This window comes from Rhodococcus sp. NPDC057135, assembly GCF_042670865.1.
GTDB lineage: Bacteria > Actinomycetota > Actinomycetes > Mycobacteriales > Mycobacteriaceae > Rhodococcus_F.
The window spans coordinates 1-17,111 of the sequence record NZ_JBHUUU010000020.1 but is presented as its reverse complement, the minus strand read 5'-3'; the positions used below and the strand labels follow the sequence as shown (position 1 = coordinate 17,111).

General features: G+C 64.4%; 13 protein-coding genes. 6 read left to right on the top strand and 7 right to left on the bottom strand.

Annotated features, from left to right (window positions below):
• Positions 1 to 53: 53 nt before the first annotated feature.
• The 4 genes from ACFT1A_RS28070 to clpS form a co-directional block, all read right to left on the bottom strand.
• Positions 54 to 713, bottom strand: coding sequence for a rhomboid family intramembrane serine protease (locus tag ACFT1A_RS28070; RefSeq protein ID WP_378449671.1), 660 nt, complete (start codon positions 711 to 713; stop codon positions 54 to 56).
• 91 nt (positions 714 to 804) lie between these two features.
• On the bottom strand, positions 805 to 1,872 hold the full coding sequence (locus ACFT1A_RS28065; RefSeq protein ID WP_378449670.1) for a P1 family peptidase: 1,068 nt from the start codon (positions 1,870 to 1,872) through the stop codon (positions 805 to 807).
• A complete protein-coding gene (locus ACFT1A_RS28060) occupies positions 1,869 to 2,459 on the bottom strand; it encodes a DUF2017 domain-containing protein (protein ID WP_214886774.1) in 591 nt (196 codons plus the stop codon). Before ACFT1A_RS28060 ends, ACFT1A_RS28065 begins: the two co-directional genes overlap by 4 nt.
• A 54-nt stretch (positions 2,460 to 2,513) precedes the next feature.
• Complete coding sequence (gene clpS / locus ACFT1A_RS28055; RefSeq protein WP_029255695.1) at positions 2,514 to 2,825, bottom strand: ATP-dependent Clp protease adapter ClpS; 312 nt, start codon at positions 2,823 to 2,825, stop codon at positions 2,514 to 2,516.
• Positions 2,826 to 2,946: 121 nt separating this feature from the next.
• Here clpS and ACFT1A_RS28050 point away from each other — a divergent pair, with 121 nt between their 5' ends.
• The 3 genes from ACFT1A_RS28050 to ACFT1A_RS28040 are packed head-to-tail and all read left to right on the top strand — an operon-like array spanning position 2,947 to position 6,989.
• Positions 2,947 to 4,287: a nicotinate phosphoribosyltransferase gene (locus ACFT1A_RS28050; RefSeq protein ID WP_378449669.1), complete on the top strand. Its 1,341-nt coding sequence runs from the start codon at positions 2,947 to 2,949 to the stop codon at positions 4,285 to 4,287.
• Entirely contained in the window at positions 4,284 to 4,931 is a 648-nt protein-coding gene (locus ACFT1A_RS28045; protein WP_378449668.1) for an isochorismatase family protein, read from the top strand. Before ACFT1A_RS28050 ends, ACFT1A_RS28045 begins: the two co-directional genes overlap by 4 nt.
• 9 nt (positions 4,932 to 4,940) lie before the next feature.
• A complete protein-coding gene (locus ACFT1A_RS28040) occupies positions 4,941 to 6,989 on the top strand; it encodes an ATP-dependent DNA helicase (protein WP_019749155.1) in 2,049 nt (682 codons plus the stop codon).
• Positions 6,990 to 7,057: 68 nt separating this feature from the next.
• Here the strand turns inward: ACFT1A_RS28040 and glgP are convergent, their stop codons facing one another.
• Positions 7,058 to 9,658, bottom strand: coding sequence for an alpha-glucan family phosphorylase (gene glgP / locus ACFT1A_RS28035; protein ID WP_378449667.1), 2,601 nt, complete (start codon positions 9,656 to 9,658; stop codon positions 7,058 to 7,060).
• Positions 9,659 to 9,835: 177 nt separating this feature from the next.
• Here glgP and ACFT1A_RS28030 point away from each other — a divergent pair, with 177 nt between their 5' ends.
• The 3 genes from ACFT1A_RS28030 to ACFT1A_RS28020 are packed head-to-tail and all read left to right on the top strand — an operon-like array spanning position 9,836 to position 15,509.
• Positions 9,836 to 11,860, top strand: a complete 2,025-nt coding sequence (locus tag ACFT1A_RS28030; RefSeq protein WP_378449666.1) for an alpha-1,4-glucan--maltose-1-phosphate maltosyltransferase — start codon at positions 9,836 to 9,838, stop codon at positions 11,858 to 11,860.
• Complete coding sequence (gene glgB / locus ACFT1A_RS28025) at positions 11,860 to 14,061, top strand: 1,4-alpha-glucan branching protein GlgB (RefSeq protein WP_378449665.1); 2,202 nt, start codon at positions 11,860 to 11,862, stop codon at positions 14,059 to 14,061. The genes ACFT1A_RS28030 and glgB overlap by 1 nt, the downstream gene beginning before the upstream one ends.
• On the top strand, positions 14,061 to 15,509 hold the full coding sequence (locus tag ACFT1A_RS28020) for a neutral zinc metallopeptidase (RefSeq protein ID WP_378449750.1): 1,449 nt from the start codon (positions 14,061 to 14,063) through the stop codon (positions 15,507 to 15,509). The genes glgB and ACFT1A_RS28020 overlap by 1 nt, the downstream gene beginning before the upstream one ends.
• Before the next feature lie 18 nt (positions 15,510 to 15,527).
• Here ACFT1A_RS28020 and ACFT1A_RS28015 read toward each other — a convergent pair whose 3' ends face one another.
• On the bottom strand, positions 15,528 to 16,424 hold the full coding sequence (locus tag ACFT1A_RS28015; protein WP_378449749.1) for a co-chaperone YbbN: 897 nt from the start codon (positions 16,422 to 16,424) through the stop codon (positions 15,528 to 15,530).
• 105 nt (positions 16,425 to 16,529) lie between these two features.
• Positions 16,530 to 16,892 (bottom strand): DUF3817 domain-containing protein, encoded by a 363-nt coding sequence (locus ACFT1A_RS28010; protein ID WP_230814089.1) that lies wholly within the window; start codon positions 16,890 to 16,892, stop codon positions 16,530 to 16,532.
• Positions 16,893 to 17,111 lie beyond the last annotated feature (219 nt).

Sequence of the window (17,111 nt, the reverse complement as noted above, 5' to 3'; positions counted from 1 at the left end):
GTCGTTTTGGCGCGTCGAAGTCACACCGCAGTGTGGGTGTGACCCACGTCCGTTCAGAAACTGGGTGGTCGAACGGCCGGTGCCGAACCTGAGCGCTTGGCCCTCTCCCCCGACGTCAGTGCCCACGCGGCCACCACGCCGCCGATCGCTCCGAACAGGTGTCCCTGCCAGGAAACTCGAGGATCGCTCGGCAGAACGCCCCACAGCACTCCGCCGTACACGACGAAGACAGCAACACCGATCAGGATCTGCGTGAAACTTCGCGTGAAGAATCCGCGCACCAACAGGTAGGTCACCCAGCCGAAGATCAGCACGGACGCACCGACGTGATTCGAGTTCGAACCGGCGAACAACCAGGTTCCGACACCGCCGATCACCCAGATGATGCCGGTAGCCGCGAGTCCGCGCGCGATTCCCGACACCAGCACGAGGTAACCGAGGATCAGCACCGGAATGGTGTTGGCGATCAGGTGACCCCAGTCGTCGTGAAGCACCGGGGCGAACAAGATTCCCCACAGCCCGTCGAGCGTGCGCGGGGTGACGCCGGCATTCTGGACATTCTGACCGGAGATGACATCCACGATCTCGATCACGTAGAGCAGGATCGCGAAACCGCCCACCAACACGGCCGACTGCTTCCACACCGAAGGCGGACCGGATTTCGGTGCCGGCGTTCGGGTGCCGAAATCCGGATTGTTGAAATCCATCGTCATCGTGTGCGTCCTCCACCGTCGATCCGATTTTCTGATCGGTCACTTGCAACCAGGCTCAATTCGAGGTTACCGCCGATTCCAGGAGTGCTGCCTAGAGAAATGCCGACGGAAAGAGTTCGCGATAGCTCGGGATTCCGGCAACCGACGTGGCGTCCAGAATGGCCTTCACGATCGCCCGTTCGACCACCTGCGCCGAAGCCGCGCACACCGCGTCGAGTATCGGCAGATCGTTCGGGAAAGCGGCCGGAACCGCGATCTCCGAATTCGGAGTGTGATCACCGGTGGCGAGCGCGAAGATCGTGTCGCCGTCGAGCGGCGAATGTGCGGGCCGAATCGCACGGGCCAGACCGTCGTGACCGGCGACAGCGACGCGTCGGCACCCGGCCTTGGTCAGGGCGGCGTCGGTGGCGACGACGCCGATCGTGGTGTTGAGGACGGTGCCCTTGGCTGCGACGGCATTGGCCGCCGCAAGTTCGGACGCGTCGGGAACCCTGAGGCCGAACGACTCCGCCCCGTCCGAGCCGACGCCCCACGGCAAACCTGTTCGAGGGTCGAAGACCGAACCTACCGGGTTCGCCACGATCACAGCGGAGACCGTCGTGCCCTCGGCGGGGCCGTCGGCGATCACGACGCTCGCCGTTCCCACCCCACCCTTGAGCGCTCCGGCTCTCGCGCCTACTCCGGCACCGACCGTGCCCGTGGCGAATTCGCGCGAAGCGGTGTCGGCTGCGAGGAATCCGAAGTCTCCAGTCGGACGAACGGTCCAGTCCCCCACCGGCAGATCGAAGATCACGGCGCCAGGGACGATCGGTACCACCTGACCGGGAGCCCCCATCGCGATCCCGTGATCGTGTTCCTCGAGCCAGCGCATCACGCCGTCGGCCGCGGCCAATCCGTAGGCACTACCGCCGGTCAACAGCACTGCGTTGACCTGCTGAACCGAATGGCTCGGGTCGAGAAGGTCGGTCTCTCGGGTACCAGGCCCGCCGCCCCGGACGTCGACTCCGGCAACCACACCGGCCGACGCGAGGACGACTGTGCAGCCGGTGGCTGCGCCGCTTCCGAGGGTGACGCCATCGTCGAGTTTGTGGTGATGGCCGACTGCGAGGCCGGCGACATCTGTCAGTGAATCAGTGGGCCCGGTCCGCGTCGTAGTCATGGCATGAGCGCCTGGACGAGGGAGTCCTGCATCCACGTCAACCAGTGATAGACGTCGAGATGCGGGGCACGCGGGTCGTCGGGTTCGAGGCTCTCCGGGGTGTCGGCGTCGATGCCGAGATTGGTTCCGAGCGCGAGACGGACGTCGTTGAGCGAGGACAACCAGGCATCGGCCTGTTCCTGCGTGAGAACGACCTTGCCGCCGGCCTCGGGAAGCGAAGCCAACAACGTACGGGCGGACTCGCGTTTGGCGTCGATGATCTCGGGCTCGTGCAAACTGCGCAGCGCACCATTGACATTGGCACCCGCGTCGTCGAGATCGTCACTGTTCGGGGTGACCTTGTCCGGGTCGGTGCGCTGGAAGTCGGGAAGCAGCCGCGCCAACACCGGATTGTCGGGTGTCTCGGAATTGCCGGTCCGAAGGCCGGTCAGCGCGGCGAGCTCGTCTTGCGGCGCCGAAGACGCACGCTCGTCGAGAAGCCCGGTCACCGACTCCACGAGGGAGCGTAGAACCGCCGCTTCGTGACCGTCCATCTCGGACTTGAACTTCACTCCGCCGAGTGAACTCTTCCTACTCCACGTCCGCACGCGTCGGACTCCCGTCTACGAGTTGGGCGAACAATTCGGTCGAAATAATGGTTCTCAGGTGTCGTCGCGTTGCATGGTGGCCCAGAGACCGGCCGCGTGAAGGCGACGCACATCGGCCTCCATCTTGTCTCGCGAACCGCTCGAGACCACGGCCTTGCCCTCCGAATGAACCTGCATCATCAGATCGGTGGCCTTGGCTTTGCTGTAGCCGAACAGCTTCTGGAACACGTAAGTCACGTAGTGCATGAGATTGACCGGGTCGTCCCAGACGATGGTCACCCAAGGCCGATCGGCGGCTTCGATGGTCGCCACAGCCTCCGACTGCTCGGGCGTGGCTTGAGGAGAGGAAGCCGTAGCGCCTCTCATCGTTACGTTCGCCGAGTAAGTGTCGGACACGGTCGCGCCGCCGAAAACCATGTATCCAGGGTACGGCGCGGCGAGAGGCGACAACACCCACCCACGTCGCCTCGCGCCTAGAGTTGTGTGCGTGCCTACGCAAATTTCCGACATCCGCGACGCCGGTGCCAGCACCGCACTGCTCACCGATCAGTACGAACTCACCATGCTCTCGGCGGCTCTCGCCGACGGATCTGCCTTCCGCAACTGCAGTTTCGAGGTCTTCGCACGGCGGCTGCCCGACGGCCGCCGCTACGGCGTCGTCGCCGGTACCGAGCGCCTACTCGACGCGCTCGAGCAGTTCCGATTCGGTGAACCGGAACTGGCGATCGTTGCGAAATTCCTCGACGACACGACCGTCGAGTGGCTGCGCAACTACCGATTCTCCGGCGACATCGACGGCTACCGTGAGGGCGACTTCTACTTCCCCGGATCACCGATCCTCTCGGTCCGCGGAACGTTCGCCGAGTGCGTCATCCTCGAAACCTTGATTCTCTCGATCCTCAACCACGACAGCGCGATCGCTTCGGCCGCAGCCCGGATGGTCAGCGCAGCGGGCGGTCGACGAATGATCGAGATGGGCTCGCGTCGTACACACGAACAGGCAGCGGTTGCCGCTTCACGTGCCGCGTATATTGCCGGTTTCGACGCCACCTCCAACCTCGAAGCCGCGCGGCGTCACGACGTGCCCAGCGCGGGAACGAGTGCACACGCTTTCACCCTGCTGCACACCACCGAAGACGGTCCGGACGAGGCGGCGGCATTCCGCGGTCAGGTCGCCGCTCTGGGCGTATCCACCACGTTGTTGGTCGACACCTACGACATCACCGAGGGTGTGAAAACGGCTGTCGCCGTTGCCGGTCCCGAACTGGGCGGAGTGCGCATCGATTCCGGTGACCTCGGTGTCCTTGCTCGCCAGGTACGCCAACAACTCGACGACCTCGGGGCCACCAAGACGCGCATCGTCGTCTCCGGCGACCTGGACGAGTACGCCATCGCAGCCCTGCGCGCCGAACCCGTCGACTCGTACGGCGTCGGTACTTCACTGGTCACCGGATCAGGAGCCCCCACCGCTGGCATGGTCTACAAACTTGTCGAGGTCGACGGGATTGCGGTCGAGAAGAGAAGTACCAACAAGGCATCTCGCGGCGGCGCCAAGAAAGCACTGCGCGTAGTGCGCCCGACCGGAACGATCGTCGAAGAAGTCATCTACCCCGCCGGATCACCTTCCCCGGTTTCCGAGGCGGACGGCGCGACCGAACTGTTGATCCCGTTGGTCCGTGAAGGCAAGGTCGTCGAGAGCGCACCGACGCTCGAAGAGTGCCGTGCAGTTCTGAAAGCCGGGCTCGTGAGCCTGCCGTGGGAAGGGCTCAAGCTTTCACGCGGAGACTCGGCTGTGCCCGTTCGATTCTCCGGAGGTGAGCACCAGTGAGTGCCAAAGCACTGATCGTCGTCGACGTTCAGAACGACTTCTGTGAAGGTGGCGCTCTCGCAGTCGACGGCGGTGCTGCGGTTGCGGCGGCCGTCAACGATTTCGTGAACTCACACGAGTACGACGCTGTAGTCGCGACCCGCGATTTCCACATCGACCCTGGGGCACATTTCTCCGAAACTCCCGACTTCATCGACAGTTGGCCGGTTCACTGCGTCGTCGGGACAGCCGGCGCCGAGTTCCATCCGGCATTCGACGCCTCCGTCGCCGGATCGGCGATCTTCTCCAAGGGCGCCTACAGCGCTGCCTACTCCGGTTTCGAAGGAGCCGCCGAGGACGGCACGACGCTCGAGGACTGGCTCCACGCCCACGAGATCACCGACGTCGACGTGATCGGCATTGCCACCGATCACTGCGTCAAGGCCACAGCCATCGATGCGGCGCGCGCAGGATTCGGCACGACAGTCCTTCTCCCCTTCACCGCTGGTGTGTCGACAGCCACGATCGAGTCGGCATTGGTGCAGATGCGGGAGGCAGGAGTGCAGCTGATCGGGCGAGACGAGGCCGCGTCGGAAGAAGACTCGATTGCCGGGGAACTACCCCGGGAATCATCCGTGGACGTTTCTGACGTAGGGATCCATTAACCTTCGTGGGTGGCCGATCAACTCCCGAACGTTCCCGAACTGCTCCAGACAGCGGTGCGGTCGCTCGGCGGTGCCGAACGAACCAGCCAGCTGACGATGGCGTCGGCCGTGGCGCACTCGATCGACACGGGCGAGCATCTGGCCGTTCAGGCCGGCACCGGTACCGGTAAGTCACTCGCCTACCTCGTTCCGAGCCTGCGCCACGCGGTCGAATCGGGACGCACCGTCGTCGTGTCCACCGCCACCATCGCGCTTCAGCGTCAGCTCGTCGATCGAGACCTGCCACGGCTCGCCGATGCCCTGAAGAAGCCACTCGGCCGACGCGCAGAGTTCGCAATCCTCAAGGGCCGCAACAACTACCTGTGCATGAACAAGATTCACACGGGTGCGTCCGAGCAGCCACCCGAGGACGAGTTGTTCGATCCGTTCACGGTCTCGCGTCTCGGCCGGGAGGTTGTCCGCCTCACCGAATGGTCCTCCGACACCGAAACCGGTGATCGTGACGAATTGGTGCCAGGTGTGTCCGATCAGGCGTGGCGGCAGGTCAGCGTCACCTCGCGCGAGTGCATCGGCAAGAACCAGTGCCCCGTCGGTGAGGACTGCTTCGCCGAGCGCGCCCGCGTCGAGGCGTCGAAGGCCGACGTAGTCGTCACCAACCACGCACTGCTCGCCATCGACGCCATCACCGGCATTCAGATTCTGCCCGACCATGACGTCGTGGTGATCGACGAAGCCCACGAGTTGGTCGACCGCGTCACCGGCGTGGCGACGGCGGATCTCACGGCCTCTTCGATCAGTGCCGCGGCCAGGCGTTGCGGCAAGATCGCCGAAGAACAGGACGCCGACCGACTCGAAGCTGCCGGCGAGGGTTGGGCGGGACTCCTCGAGGAATTGCGTCCAGGTCGATGGGAAGGCCTCCCGGACGGGGCGGCGCCCGCACTGGCCGCAATCCGCGACGCGGCCTGGTCGCTGCGCACCGCTATCGGCCCGGCCAAACCTGGCATGGCAGCAGCAGACCCCGAAGCTGCGGCCGCCCGCAACGCCGCGCTCTCGTCCGTCGACGACGTCCACGACAGCGCAGTACGCATCCTCACAGCTTTCGACGAACCCGACCCAGCCAAACGGAAGGACGTCGTCTGGCTGTCCTCGGACGAATTCCGCGGATCGGTGCGGCGCTCGGTCCGGATGGCTCCGCTCTCGGTCGGCGGTCTGCTGCGCTCGAGACTGTTCGCCGAATCCACCGTCGTTCTCACCTCCGCGACACTGACCGTCGGCGGATCGTTCGACGGGCTCGCCGTCAACTGGGGTCTGCCCGCGGAATCGTCGGTGCGCCCCGACTCGGGTACCGCCATCGGCACCGAAGCCCCTTCTGACGCTTCAGCTTTCCGCTGGAACTCACTCGACGTCGGGTCACCGTTCGACCACGCCAAGGCCGGTATCATCTACATTGCCCGGCACCTGCCCACCCCCGGCCGCGACGGCCTCTCTCCGGTCTATCTCGACGAGATCGCCGAACTGGTCGAGGCTGCGGGCGGACGCACCCTCGGCTTGTTCTCGTCGATGCGCGCCGCGAAAGCGGCGTCGGAAGCGATGCGGGAACGCCTCGACACCCCCATCCTGTGCCAGGGCGACGACGCCACCGGCACCCTCGTCAAGGCATTTGCCAAGGACGAACCCACGTCGCTGTTCGGCACACTGTCCCTGTGGCAGGGCGTCGACGTCCCGGGGCCCTCGCTGAGCCTCGTCATCTTGGACCGTATTCCGTTCCCGCGCCCGGACGATCCACTGTTGATGGCTCGTCAGCAAGCTATCGAATCCCATGGCGGTAACGGCTTTCTCAGCGTCTCGGCCAATCACGCCGCACTGCTCCTGGCACAGGGCGTGGGCCGTCTGCTTCGCAGCACCGACGACAAGGGCGTGGTGGCCGTGCTCGATCCACGTCTGGCAACGGCCAGATACGCGGGTTACCTTCGCGCATCACTGCCTCCGTTCTGGGAGACGACCAACCCCGAAGTCGTCCGCAAGGCGCTCACCCGCATCCGCGACTCACGTCCCTGACCCGGTTTTCACCCGGGCACAGTTCTGCCCCGGTACCGACCGAACGGACCGGGGCAGAATGTACTACGTCAGGCGTTCGGAGTGGTCACCAATCCGAGTTCGGACGCATTGACCAACAACCGGTGATGCGGCAGCACCCGCACGGTGTAGCCCACGGAACCGGAAACCGGAAGCGCAACCTCGGCCTCGAAGATCTCGGTTCCGTCCTCGTCGCCGAAGTGCGTCATCGGGAACGTCACCACGTCGGTGAGTTCCTCGCCCGGGCTCACGCGCCCGAGGACCGCCTGGACCTCGACATCCGAGACCGACAAGCCGCCGAGGCGAACCTTGGCCTTCAACGAGATGGTCGCACCGATCTCCGGGGTGTCCGGCAAACCGGAACCGTCCACCTGCTCGACCGCAACCGACGGCCACTGCGATTCGATACGGCGACGGAACTCGGCCACCTCACGGGCGCCGGCAAAATCGTCGGCCACCACAGCGCGAGCTGATTCCGCCGAAGGTGCGTAGTAGTCGACCGCGTAGTCACGAACCATGCGTGATGCCAACACCTTCGGGCCCAGATTCTCGAGGGTATGGCGAACCCTCTCGACCCAGCGCGTCGGCAGGTCGGCAGCATCACGGTCATAGAACGTCGGCAGTACCGCATGCTCGAGAAGTTCGTAGAGCGCGCTGGCTTCCAGGTCGTCACGCCGAACGTCGTCGAGAACACCGTCGGCCGTCGGAATGGCCCACCCGTTCTCTCCGTCGTACATCTCGTCCCACCATCCGTCGCGAATGGAGAGGTTGAGGCCGCCGTTGAGCGCGGACTTCATGCCGGAAGTACCGCACGCCTCGAGTGGTCGAAGCGGGTTGTTGAGCCACACGTCGCAGCCCCAGTAGAGGTAGCGCGCCATCGACATGTCGTAGTCGGGCAGGAAGACGATGCGATGACGCACATCCGCTTCGTCGGCGAATCGCACGACCTGCTGGATGAGCGCCTTGCCCCCGTCGTCGGCGGGGTGCGACTTACCGGCCACCACCAACTGCACCGGACGCTTCTCGTCGAGCAACATCGCACGCAGACGCTCGGGATCACGCAGCATCAGCGTCAACCGCTTGTACGTCGGAACGCGTCGGGCGAAGCCGACGGTCAAGACGTTCGGATCGAATACTCCAGCGGTCCAGCCGAGTTCGGCTTCGGTGGCGCCCCGCTCGAGCCACGACGCGCGGACACGACGACGCACCTCGTCGACCAACTTGCCGCGCAACGCATTACGTGTTTCCCACAGTTCGGTGGCCGACAACTCGTGCAGGCGCTCCCACCCGCGTGCTTCTTCGAGTTGCTCCTGACCGACGATCCGCCTGGCCACGTCCATCCACTCCGGCGCCGCCCACGTCGGCGCGTGAACACCGTTGGTGACCGAACCGATCGGCACCTCGTCGGCGTCGAAGCCCGGCCAGAGTCCGTTGAACATGTCGCGGCTGACGATGCCGTGCAACTTCGAGACGCCGTTGGCGCGCTGACCCAGGCGAAGGCCCATGTGCGCCATGTTGAAGATCGACGGATCGGATTCGCGCCCCATCCCGACGATGCGGTCGACGGTCAGACCGGGAAGCAGGGTCGATTCGTTCTCGCCGTTCGCGCCACCGAAGTAGTGACGGACCAGATCCGCCGGGAAACGGTCAATTCCGGCGGGAACGGGCGTGTGCGTCGTGAAGACGGTTCCGGCGCGAACCGCGGCCAGAGCCGAATCGAAGTCCAGACCGCTGGTGGTGACAAGTTCCCGAATCCGTTCGATGCCGAGGAATCCGGCGTGCCCCTCGTTCATGTGGAACACCTCGGGATCGGGCAATCCGTAGGCCGCGGTGTAGGCACGCACCGCGCGGACGCCGCCGATACCCGCAAGGATCTCCTGCTTGATGCGGTGATCCTGGTCCCCGCCGTAGAGACGGTCCGTGACGCCGCGCAGGTCCGCGTCGTTCTCGGCGATGTCGGAATCGAGCAGCAGCAACGGCACTCGTCCGACCTGAGCGATCCACACTCGCGCACGCAGCACTCGTCCACCGGGCATCGCGACGTGAATGACGACCGGCGATCCGTCGTCGGAAGCCGGACCTGCGTCCGTCAGCAAACGAAGAGGCAACCCTTGAGGATCATGGGGCGGGTAGTGCTCGGCCTGCCAACCGTCGGCAGTCAGGGACTGGCGGAAGTAACCGGATCGGTAGAGCAATCCGACGCCGATGAGCGGTAGACCCAGGTCGGACGCGGCCTTGAGATGATCGCCGGCAAGGATGCCCAATCCGCCCGAGTAATTGGGCAGAACTTCACTGACGCCGAACTCCATGGAGAAGTACGCAATCCCACCGGCCAGCGACGTGCCCTTGGCCTGCTGGGACTGATACCAGCGCGGCGTGCTCAGGTAGGCGTCGAGATCGGCTGCTGCAGTGTCGAGGTCATCGAGGAATGCCTCGTCACTGCTGAGCGCGTCTAGCCGGGCGGGGTCGACTTCCCCGAGCATGCGGACCGGATCGAACTGGACTGCTTGCCAGAGTTCGGGGTCGAGTCGCGAGAACAAATCCTGTGTCTCGGGATGCCACGACCACCGAAGGTTGGTGGACAGGGGGCCGAGCGCGGCAAGGCGCTCCGGAAGGTGGGCTCGGACAGTGAACCGACGCAAGGCTTTCACCCCGCGAACCCTAGTCGAGTTCGTCGGACTCTGTCTGGTGGAACTTGATGCCCGACCCGACCTGACCACCGACAGACCCGAATTCGTCGTTATCAGCACTCCGGCGCCACACCCACTACGGTTGAACGCGGCGAAAGAAAGTTTTACCGCGATCCATCATCAGAAATGGAGCTTCCCGTGTCAGGACGCCTCGGTATCGACGACGTGGTACCCGAGATCTCGGGTAACTATCCGGCAAAGGCCGTGGTGGGTGAAGTCTTCCCGGTGCATGCCACCGTGTGGCGAGAAGGCCACGACGCCATTTCCGCCACTCTTGTCGTGCGTGGTCCGCGCGGTACCAAGCCGCTGCGCATTCCGATGGATCCCGGCACCGAACCGGACACCGTCGATGCAGTCTTCACGCCGTCCGCCGAAGGCATGTGGTCGTTCCGGATCGAGGCGTGGAGCGATCCCATCGCCACCTGGAAGCACGCGGTGGAAGCAAAGCTGGCTGTCGGGCAAGGCGCCGCCGAGTTGGCCAACGACTTGGAAATCGGTGCGCGCCTGTTCGAACAGGCCGCGCACGAGGTGCCGCGGGCCAACCGGTCCAGGCTCGAAGCCGTCACCGCTTCGCTGCGCAGCGATCAGGCGCTGACTGCTCGCGTCGCTCCGGCCTTCGCCTCCGACGTGGCCGAACTGCTCCGCGCCACACCGCTCCGTGAACTGGTCACCAAGGGCGAGTCTCACCCCGTCGTGGTCGATCGCAGCCGCGCGTTGTTCGGATCCTGGTACGAGTTCTTCCCCCGCTCGACCGGTGGATGGGACGAGAACGGGGTGCCTCAACACGGGACGTTCCGCACGTCGGCCGAGGATCTGCCTCGCATCGCCGCAATGGGTTTCGACGTCGTCTACCTTCCGCCGATCCATCCCATCGGCGAGATCAACCGCAAGGGACGCAACAACACCCTCACCCCCGAACCCGGTGACGTCGGTTCACCGTGGGCCATCGGCTCGGTCGACGGCGGGCACGACGCAGTCCATCCGCAACTCGGCACGCTCAAGGATTTCAAGGCCTTCGTCGCCACGGCCCGCAAGCTCGATCTCGAAGTGGCACTGGATCTCGCGCTGCAGTGCGCCCCGGATCATCCGTGGGCCAAGAAGCATCCGGAGTGGTTCAACGTCCTTCCCGACGGCACCATCGCCTATGCCGAGAACCCACCCAAGAAGTATCAGGACATCTACCCGATCAACTTCGACACCGATCCTCGCGGCCTGGACAAGGAAATTCTCCGAGTCGTCCGACACTGGATCAGCGCCGGCGTCAAGATCTTTCGGGTCGACAACCCGCACACCAAGCCGCCCAACTTCTGGGAGACGCTCATCTCGGAGGTCAAGAAGACCGACCCCGACGTTCTGTTCCTCGCTGAGGCATTCACTCGTCCGGCGCGCATGTACGGTCTGGCGCGACGCGGATTCACCCAGTCGTACACGTACTTCACCTGGCGAGTGGCGAAGTGGGAACTCACCGAATTCGGTAACGAGCTGGCGGCAAAGGCCGACGAAGCCCGACCGAACCTCTTCGTGAACACACCGGACATCCTGCACGAGTCCCTCCAGCACGGTGGGCCCGGAATGTTCGCGCTACGAGCAGCTCTCGCCGCCACCCTGGCGCCGACCTGGGGCGTCTACTCCGGTTACGAACTCTACGAGCATCAAGCGGTCCGCCCCGGCAGCGAGGAGTACCTCGACTCCGAGAAGTACGAACTTCGTCCGCGCCGCTTCGCCGAAGCCGCAGCGCGAGGCGAATCTCTCGAGCCGTGGATCACCGCGCTCAACCGCATCCGGCGTGCGCATCCTGCTCTGCAGCAGTTGCGGAACCTGCACTTTCACCACATCGACAACGACGCTTTGATCGCCTACTCGAAGTTCGACGCCGCGACCGGCGACGCCGTCTTGACGGTGATCAACCTCAACCCGTTCGCGGCAGAAGAGGGCACAGTCTGGTTGGACATGCCGGCACTCGGACGCGAATGGCACGATCACATGACCGTGCTCGACGAAGTGACGGGCGAGCAGTTCGATTGGGGCCAAGCCAATTTCGTCCGTCTCGAGCCCTGGCGTTCGGTGGCGCACATCCTCGCACTCCCGCCCGTTCCATATCCGGCCCGGATTTCTCTGGCCTACCAAGCACGCAATGCGCACCGCGCGAGTGGAGGCAAGTGATGCCAACAGACAAGTCACCGTCGGGTATTGCCCCGGACAGTCACGATCTGGAGCTGTTGTCGCGCGGTGAACATCACGATCCGCACAGCGTCCTCGGTGCCCACCCCCACGCCGACGGCACCGTCCTGCGCGCGTTGCGTCCTCACGCCGAGTCCGTCAACGCTGTCATCGGCGGCAAAACCTTTCCTCTCGAACATGTTTCGAACGGAATCTTCGCGGCTCTGGTCCCCTACCCCGACCTGATCGACTATCGCTATTCCGTGACGTACCCGGGTGGACATACCGTTCTCACGGCGGATCCCTACCGATTCCTGCCGACTCTCGGTGAACTCGACCTTCACTTGTTCGGCGAGGGGCGTCACGAGCGACTGTGGGACATCCTCGGTGCACATCCGCGTTCTTACGAGACACCGGACGGACCCGTCGACGGCACCTCGTTCGCCGTCTGGGCTCCGGCCGCCCGCGGCGTCACCGTCGTCGGGGACTTCGACGGGTGGGGAGGCCAATTCGCTCCCATGCGAGTCCTCGGTTCCACCGGAGTCTGGGAAATCTTCCTGCCCGACATCGCAGTCGGTTCGCTGTACAAGTTCCGGGTCCACGGCCACGACGGCTCGGTGCGCGACAAGGCCGATCCCATGGCGTTCGGTACCGAGGTCCCACCGGCGACGGCGTCGCGGGTGACCACCAGTTCCCATGTGTGGAACGACGCGGCCTGGCTGGAAACCCGCGCGGGTGTCGACCCTTCGCAGTCACCGATGAGCGTCTACGAAGTGCATCTCGGATCGTGGCGTCCCGGACTCGACTACCGGCAGATGGCCGAGCAACTCGCCGAATACGTCACCACAACCGGATTCACCCACGTCGAACTGCTGCCCGTCTCCGAGCACCCGTTCGGTGGCTCTTGGGGATACCAGGTCACGTCGTACTACGCACCGACATCCCGCTTCGGTACGCCCGACGATTTCCGTTGGTTCGTGGACCACCTGCATGCCGCAGGAATAGGCGTCATCGTCGACTGGGTGCCCGCGCATTTCCCCAAGGACGAGTGGGCGCTTGCCCGTTTCGACGGAACTCCCCTCTACGAGCACGCCGATCCGCGTCGCGGCGAGCAGTTGGACTGGGGCACATACGTATTCGACTTCGGACGTCGCGAGGTCCGGAACTTCCTCGTCGCCAACGCCTTGTTCTGGCTCGAGGAGTTCCATATCGACGGACTGCGCGTCGACGCCGTCGCATCCATGCTGTACCTGGACTACTCACGTCCGGAAGGTGGATGGACTCCCAACATTCACGGTGGCCGCGAGAATCTCGAAGCCGTTGCGTTCCTGCAGGAGATGAACGCAACTGTCCACAAGAATCATCGAGGAGTCGTCACCGTCGCCGAGGAGTCGACGGCGTGGCCCGGAGTCACACGGGCGACCAATGTCGGTGGCCTCGGGTTCAACATGAAGTGGAACATGGGGTGGATGCACGACACTCTCGGGTTCCTCGGTCACGACCCGGTGCACCGGACTTACCACCATCACGAGATTACTTTCTCGCTGATGTACGCGTGGAGCGAGAACTACCTACTACCGATCAGCCACGACGAGGTGGTGCACGGCAAGGGAACTCTGTGGACGAGGATGCCCGGCAACGACTTCGCCAAGGCAGCCGGCCTGCGCTCACTGCTCGCGTACATGTGGGCGCATCCTGGCAAGCAACTGCTGTTCATGGGACAAGAGTTCGGCCAGAGCGCGGAATGGTCCGAAGAACGCGGCCTCGACTGGTGGCAGCTCGACGATCAGTACACAGGCACTCTCCATCGCGGCGTCCAGCGACTGGTCGGCGATCTCAACTCCGCGTACCGACGCCATCCGGCCATGTGGACCCTCGACACCTCCCCCGGCGGATACTCCTGGATCGACGCCAACGACACCGAGAACAACGTCCTCAGTTTTCTGCGTTACGGTACTGACGGTTCGATTGTCGCCTGCCTGTTCAACTTCTCGGGCAGCGAACACTCGAGCTACCGCGTCGGGCTACCAGAGCCCGGCCGATGGGTGGAAATTCTCAACACCGATGCCGAGGTGTACGGCGGCTCCGGAGTCGGGAACCTCGGAGCGGTCACGGCAACGTCGCGTTCGTGGCACGGTCGGCCAGCCTCCGCACAGGTGGCGCTGCCAGCTGCTGGAGCGATTTGGATAAGTCTGGAGCGTTGATGGTCGGCCGGCGAGTAGTCATTGTCACATCGTCACTGTTGGCAGTGGCCGCACTGCTCGCCGGTTGTGCCCACGGAACGAGTGGCCACGCCGTCTCGATCTATCACGATCCCTTCCGCGTCGCCGGACTCGACGCAACGGCAGGACCGAGTGGGTTGCGCCCAGGAGCCCCCAACGCCGACCGAGCAATCACCGGCACCGACGGCGGGGACATCGACGCCCTGGCAGCCAACGCCATCACCGACATCGAAACCTACTGGGCCGCCGAGTACCCGGCTCTGTTCGACAAGCCCTTCGAACCGGTCGACGAGCTGATCTCGTGGGACCCCACCGAATCGAACGGCCCGGACTTCTGTGAGGAGACCACCGAAGAACTCATCAACGCCGGGTATTGCAGCATCGATCACACCATCGGTTGGGATCGCGAACTGCTGCTGCCCGAGGTACGCGAGAAATTCGGTGAAGTGGCCGTTGCCTTCATCTTCGCGCACGAGTACGGCCATGCCGTTCAGCGCAAAGCCGGGATCGTCGGCGGTAAACGAGATGCCGCCCTGGTGCGCGAACAACAAGCCGACTGTTTCGGTGGGGCGTTCTTGCGGCACGTCGCCGAGGACAAGGCCGCACACTTCACGATGAACACCTCCGACGGTCTCAACAAGGTGTTGGCCTCGGCCGTCGCCATCCGCGACGAGGACCCCAATGATCCTGAGAGCCACCATGGTTCGGCTTTCGAGCGCGTCACCGCCACTCAGATCGGATTCACCGACGGCGCCGGCGCCTGCGCGAAGATGGACGCCGACGAGATCGAGTCACGACGCGCAGACCTACCGCAGCAGTTTGCCGAAGGCAACGATTCCGGAGAACTGCCGGTCACCGAGGCAACCCTCGACGAGTTCGTGAAGACCTTCCAAGCGATCTTCGATCTCCCCGAGCCGCCGAAGGTCGTGTTCTCCGGCGCAGACACCGGGTGCAGCGACGCTGTTGCGACCGAACCTGTCTCGTACTGCCCGTCGACGAACACCATCGGAATCAGCGTCGACGAACTTGCCGAGCGCGGCACGCCGGGCCGCGTCGGACGACGCGAGTTGATCCAGACCAACATCACCGGTGACTACAACGCCTACGTCCTGCTCGCGTCGCGATACACCCTCGCGATGCAAAAGGAGAACGGCCAATCACTCGACACCCCGCAGACCGCCTTGCGCGCCGCGTGCCTGTCCGGCGTCATCACCGCAGCACTCAGCCCGACCAACGCCGCGGCGTCCGGAGCTCAGGTCACGCTCTCCCCTGGCGACCTCGACGAAGCCGTATCAGGACTGCTGACCGACGGCCTCGCCGCCAGTGACGTCAACGGCGAGACGGTTCCGAGCGGGTTTGCGCGCGTCGACGCGTTCCGGACCGGCGTACTCGGCGGCCGGGAAGTGTGCGACAGCCGCTACACCGAGTAGCGGCTGCCGGTTCACACGTCAGTAGAGAGCGGAAGCCAACTTACGGCGGGCCGCGATGACGATCGGTTCTGCCGGGTCGAACAGTTCGAACAGTTCGAGCAGGTGCGTGCGAGCTGCGGCCTTGTCATCGCCGGCAGTTCGCGAGACCACCGAGATCAAGCGGGCGAACGCCGCCTCGGGTTGCTGCGCGAACATTTCCAGATCGGCCGCTGCGAACTGCAGTTCGAGATTGGACGGATCAGCATCCGCGGCCGCAATCGACTCGGGATCGACGCCCTGAACCCGAGCCATGAATTTCACCTGGCGGACAGCGCTTTTGGCCTCCGCATTGTTGGGTTCGGCGTCGAGAATCACCTGGTACGCGGCGATGGCACCGTCGAGATCACCCTCGTCCAGCGCGGTTTCAGCGGCCACGAATCGAGGATCCTCGACCTCCTCCACCGGTTCGTCACCCTCGGGGACAGGACCGCTCAACTTGCCCTCGACAGCTTGGAGCACTGCGTCGAACCACTGGCTCAGCTGCGCCTCCGGTTGAGCGCCCTGGAAATCGGCCAACGGCTGACCGGCCGCGACGGCAACAACCGTCGGCACCGACTGGACGCCGAAAGCCTGCGCGATGCGAGGACTCACGTCGACGTCGACGTTGGCAAGAATCCACTTGCCGCCCGCACGCGCTGCAAACGATTCGAGAACTTCGGTGAAGGCAACCGAGGGCTCGTACGCGCGGCCACCGATGTTGACGATGACCGGGACCTGGCTCGACTTGAGCAGGACTTCGCTTTCGAAGTTCTCCTCGGTCACCTCGATCACTGCCCCGGAGACAGCAGAAACGGCCCCGTCGCCGCTGGTGTTACGCGGCGGTGGTGGGGCCGTGGCCCGCTCTTTGAAGGCGGACAAGTCGACTGCGCCGCTCATGGCGGCAGCAACTGCGGACGAACGCGCGGGGGGCCTGGAACCTGGTCGAGTCACGACTCCCAGTTTGTCACGAGTTGCGCGAAGCTACGTAGAGGGATGCAGCACTCAGACGAGCGCCGCGTTGCCCTTGGCAGCCTCGAACTCCGTGGACAGCTCACCGAGCTTGCCGTTTCGCACTGCCCAGCGTTCGAAGATGACGGTGCCGAACGGCGGAACGCTCGAGATCAGCGCAAGGATCGTGGTCTTGATGTCCCACTTGAGCGACCACGCGGTCAGCAGCGCAACAACGATGAACACCAGGAAGCCAGCGGTGCCGTGGACCATTCCGGGGATGCGAATCGCTTCTTCGTGTCCGAGAACCCACTTGAAGAACATGGCAACCAGCAAGGCCGCCCAGGTCACAGCTTCCCACCACGCCACCAGACGGAAGCGTTTCGCGGGAGTGGATACGTCAAAGATGTTCGCCATGAGGCCATTGTGCCCGAACAACTACGACGCCCCGTAGTTGTGTGAGGAAAACCACGGGGCGTCGCAGAGCGAGAGCGTTCGTTCAGGTGTATTGAGGGTGACGCTTGTGCCGGGGGTGCCTATGCCTTGGGGACGCGGACGATGAGTGCGTCGCCTTGTCCGCCGCCGCCGCAGAGTGCGGCTGCGCCGATGCCGCCGCCGCGGCGTTGCAGTTCGAGG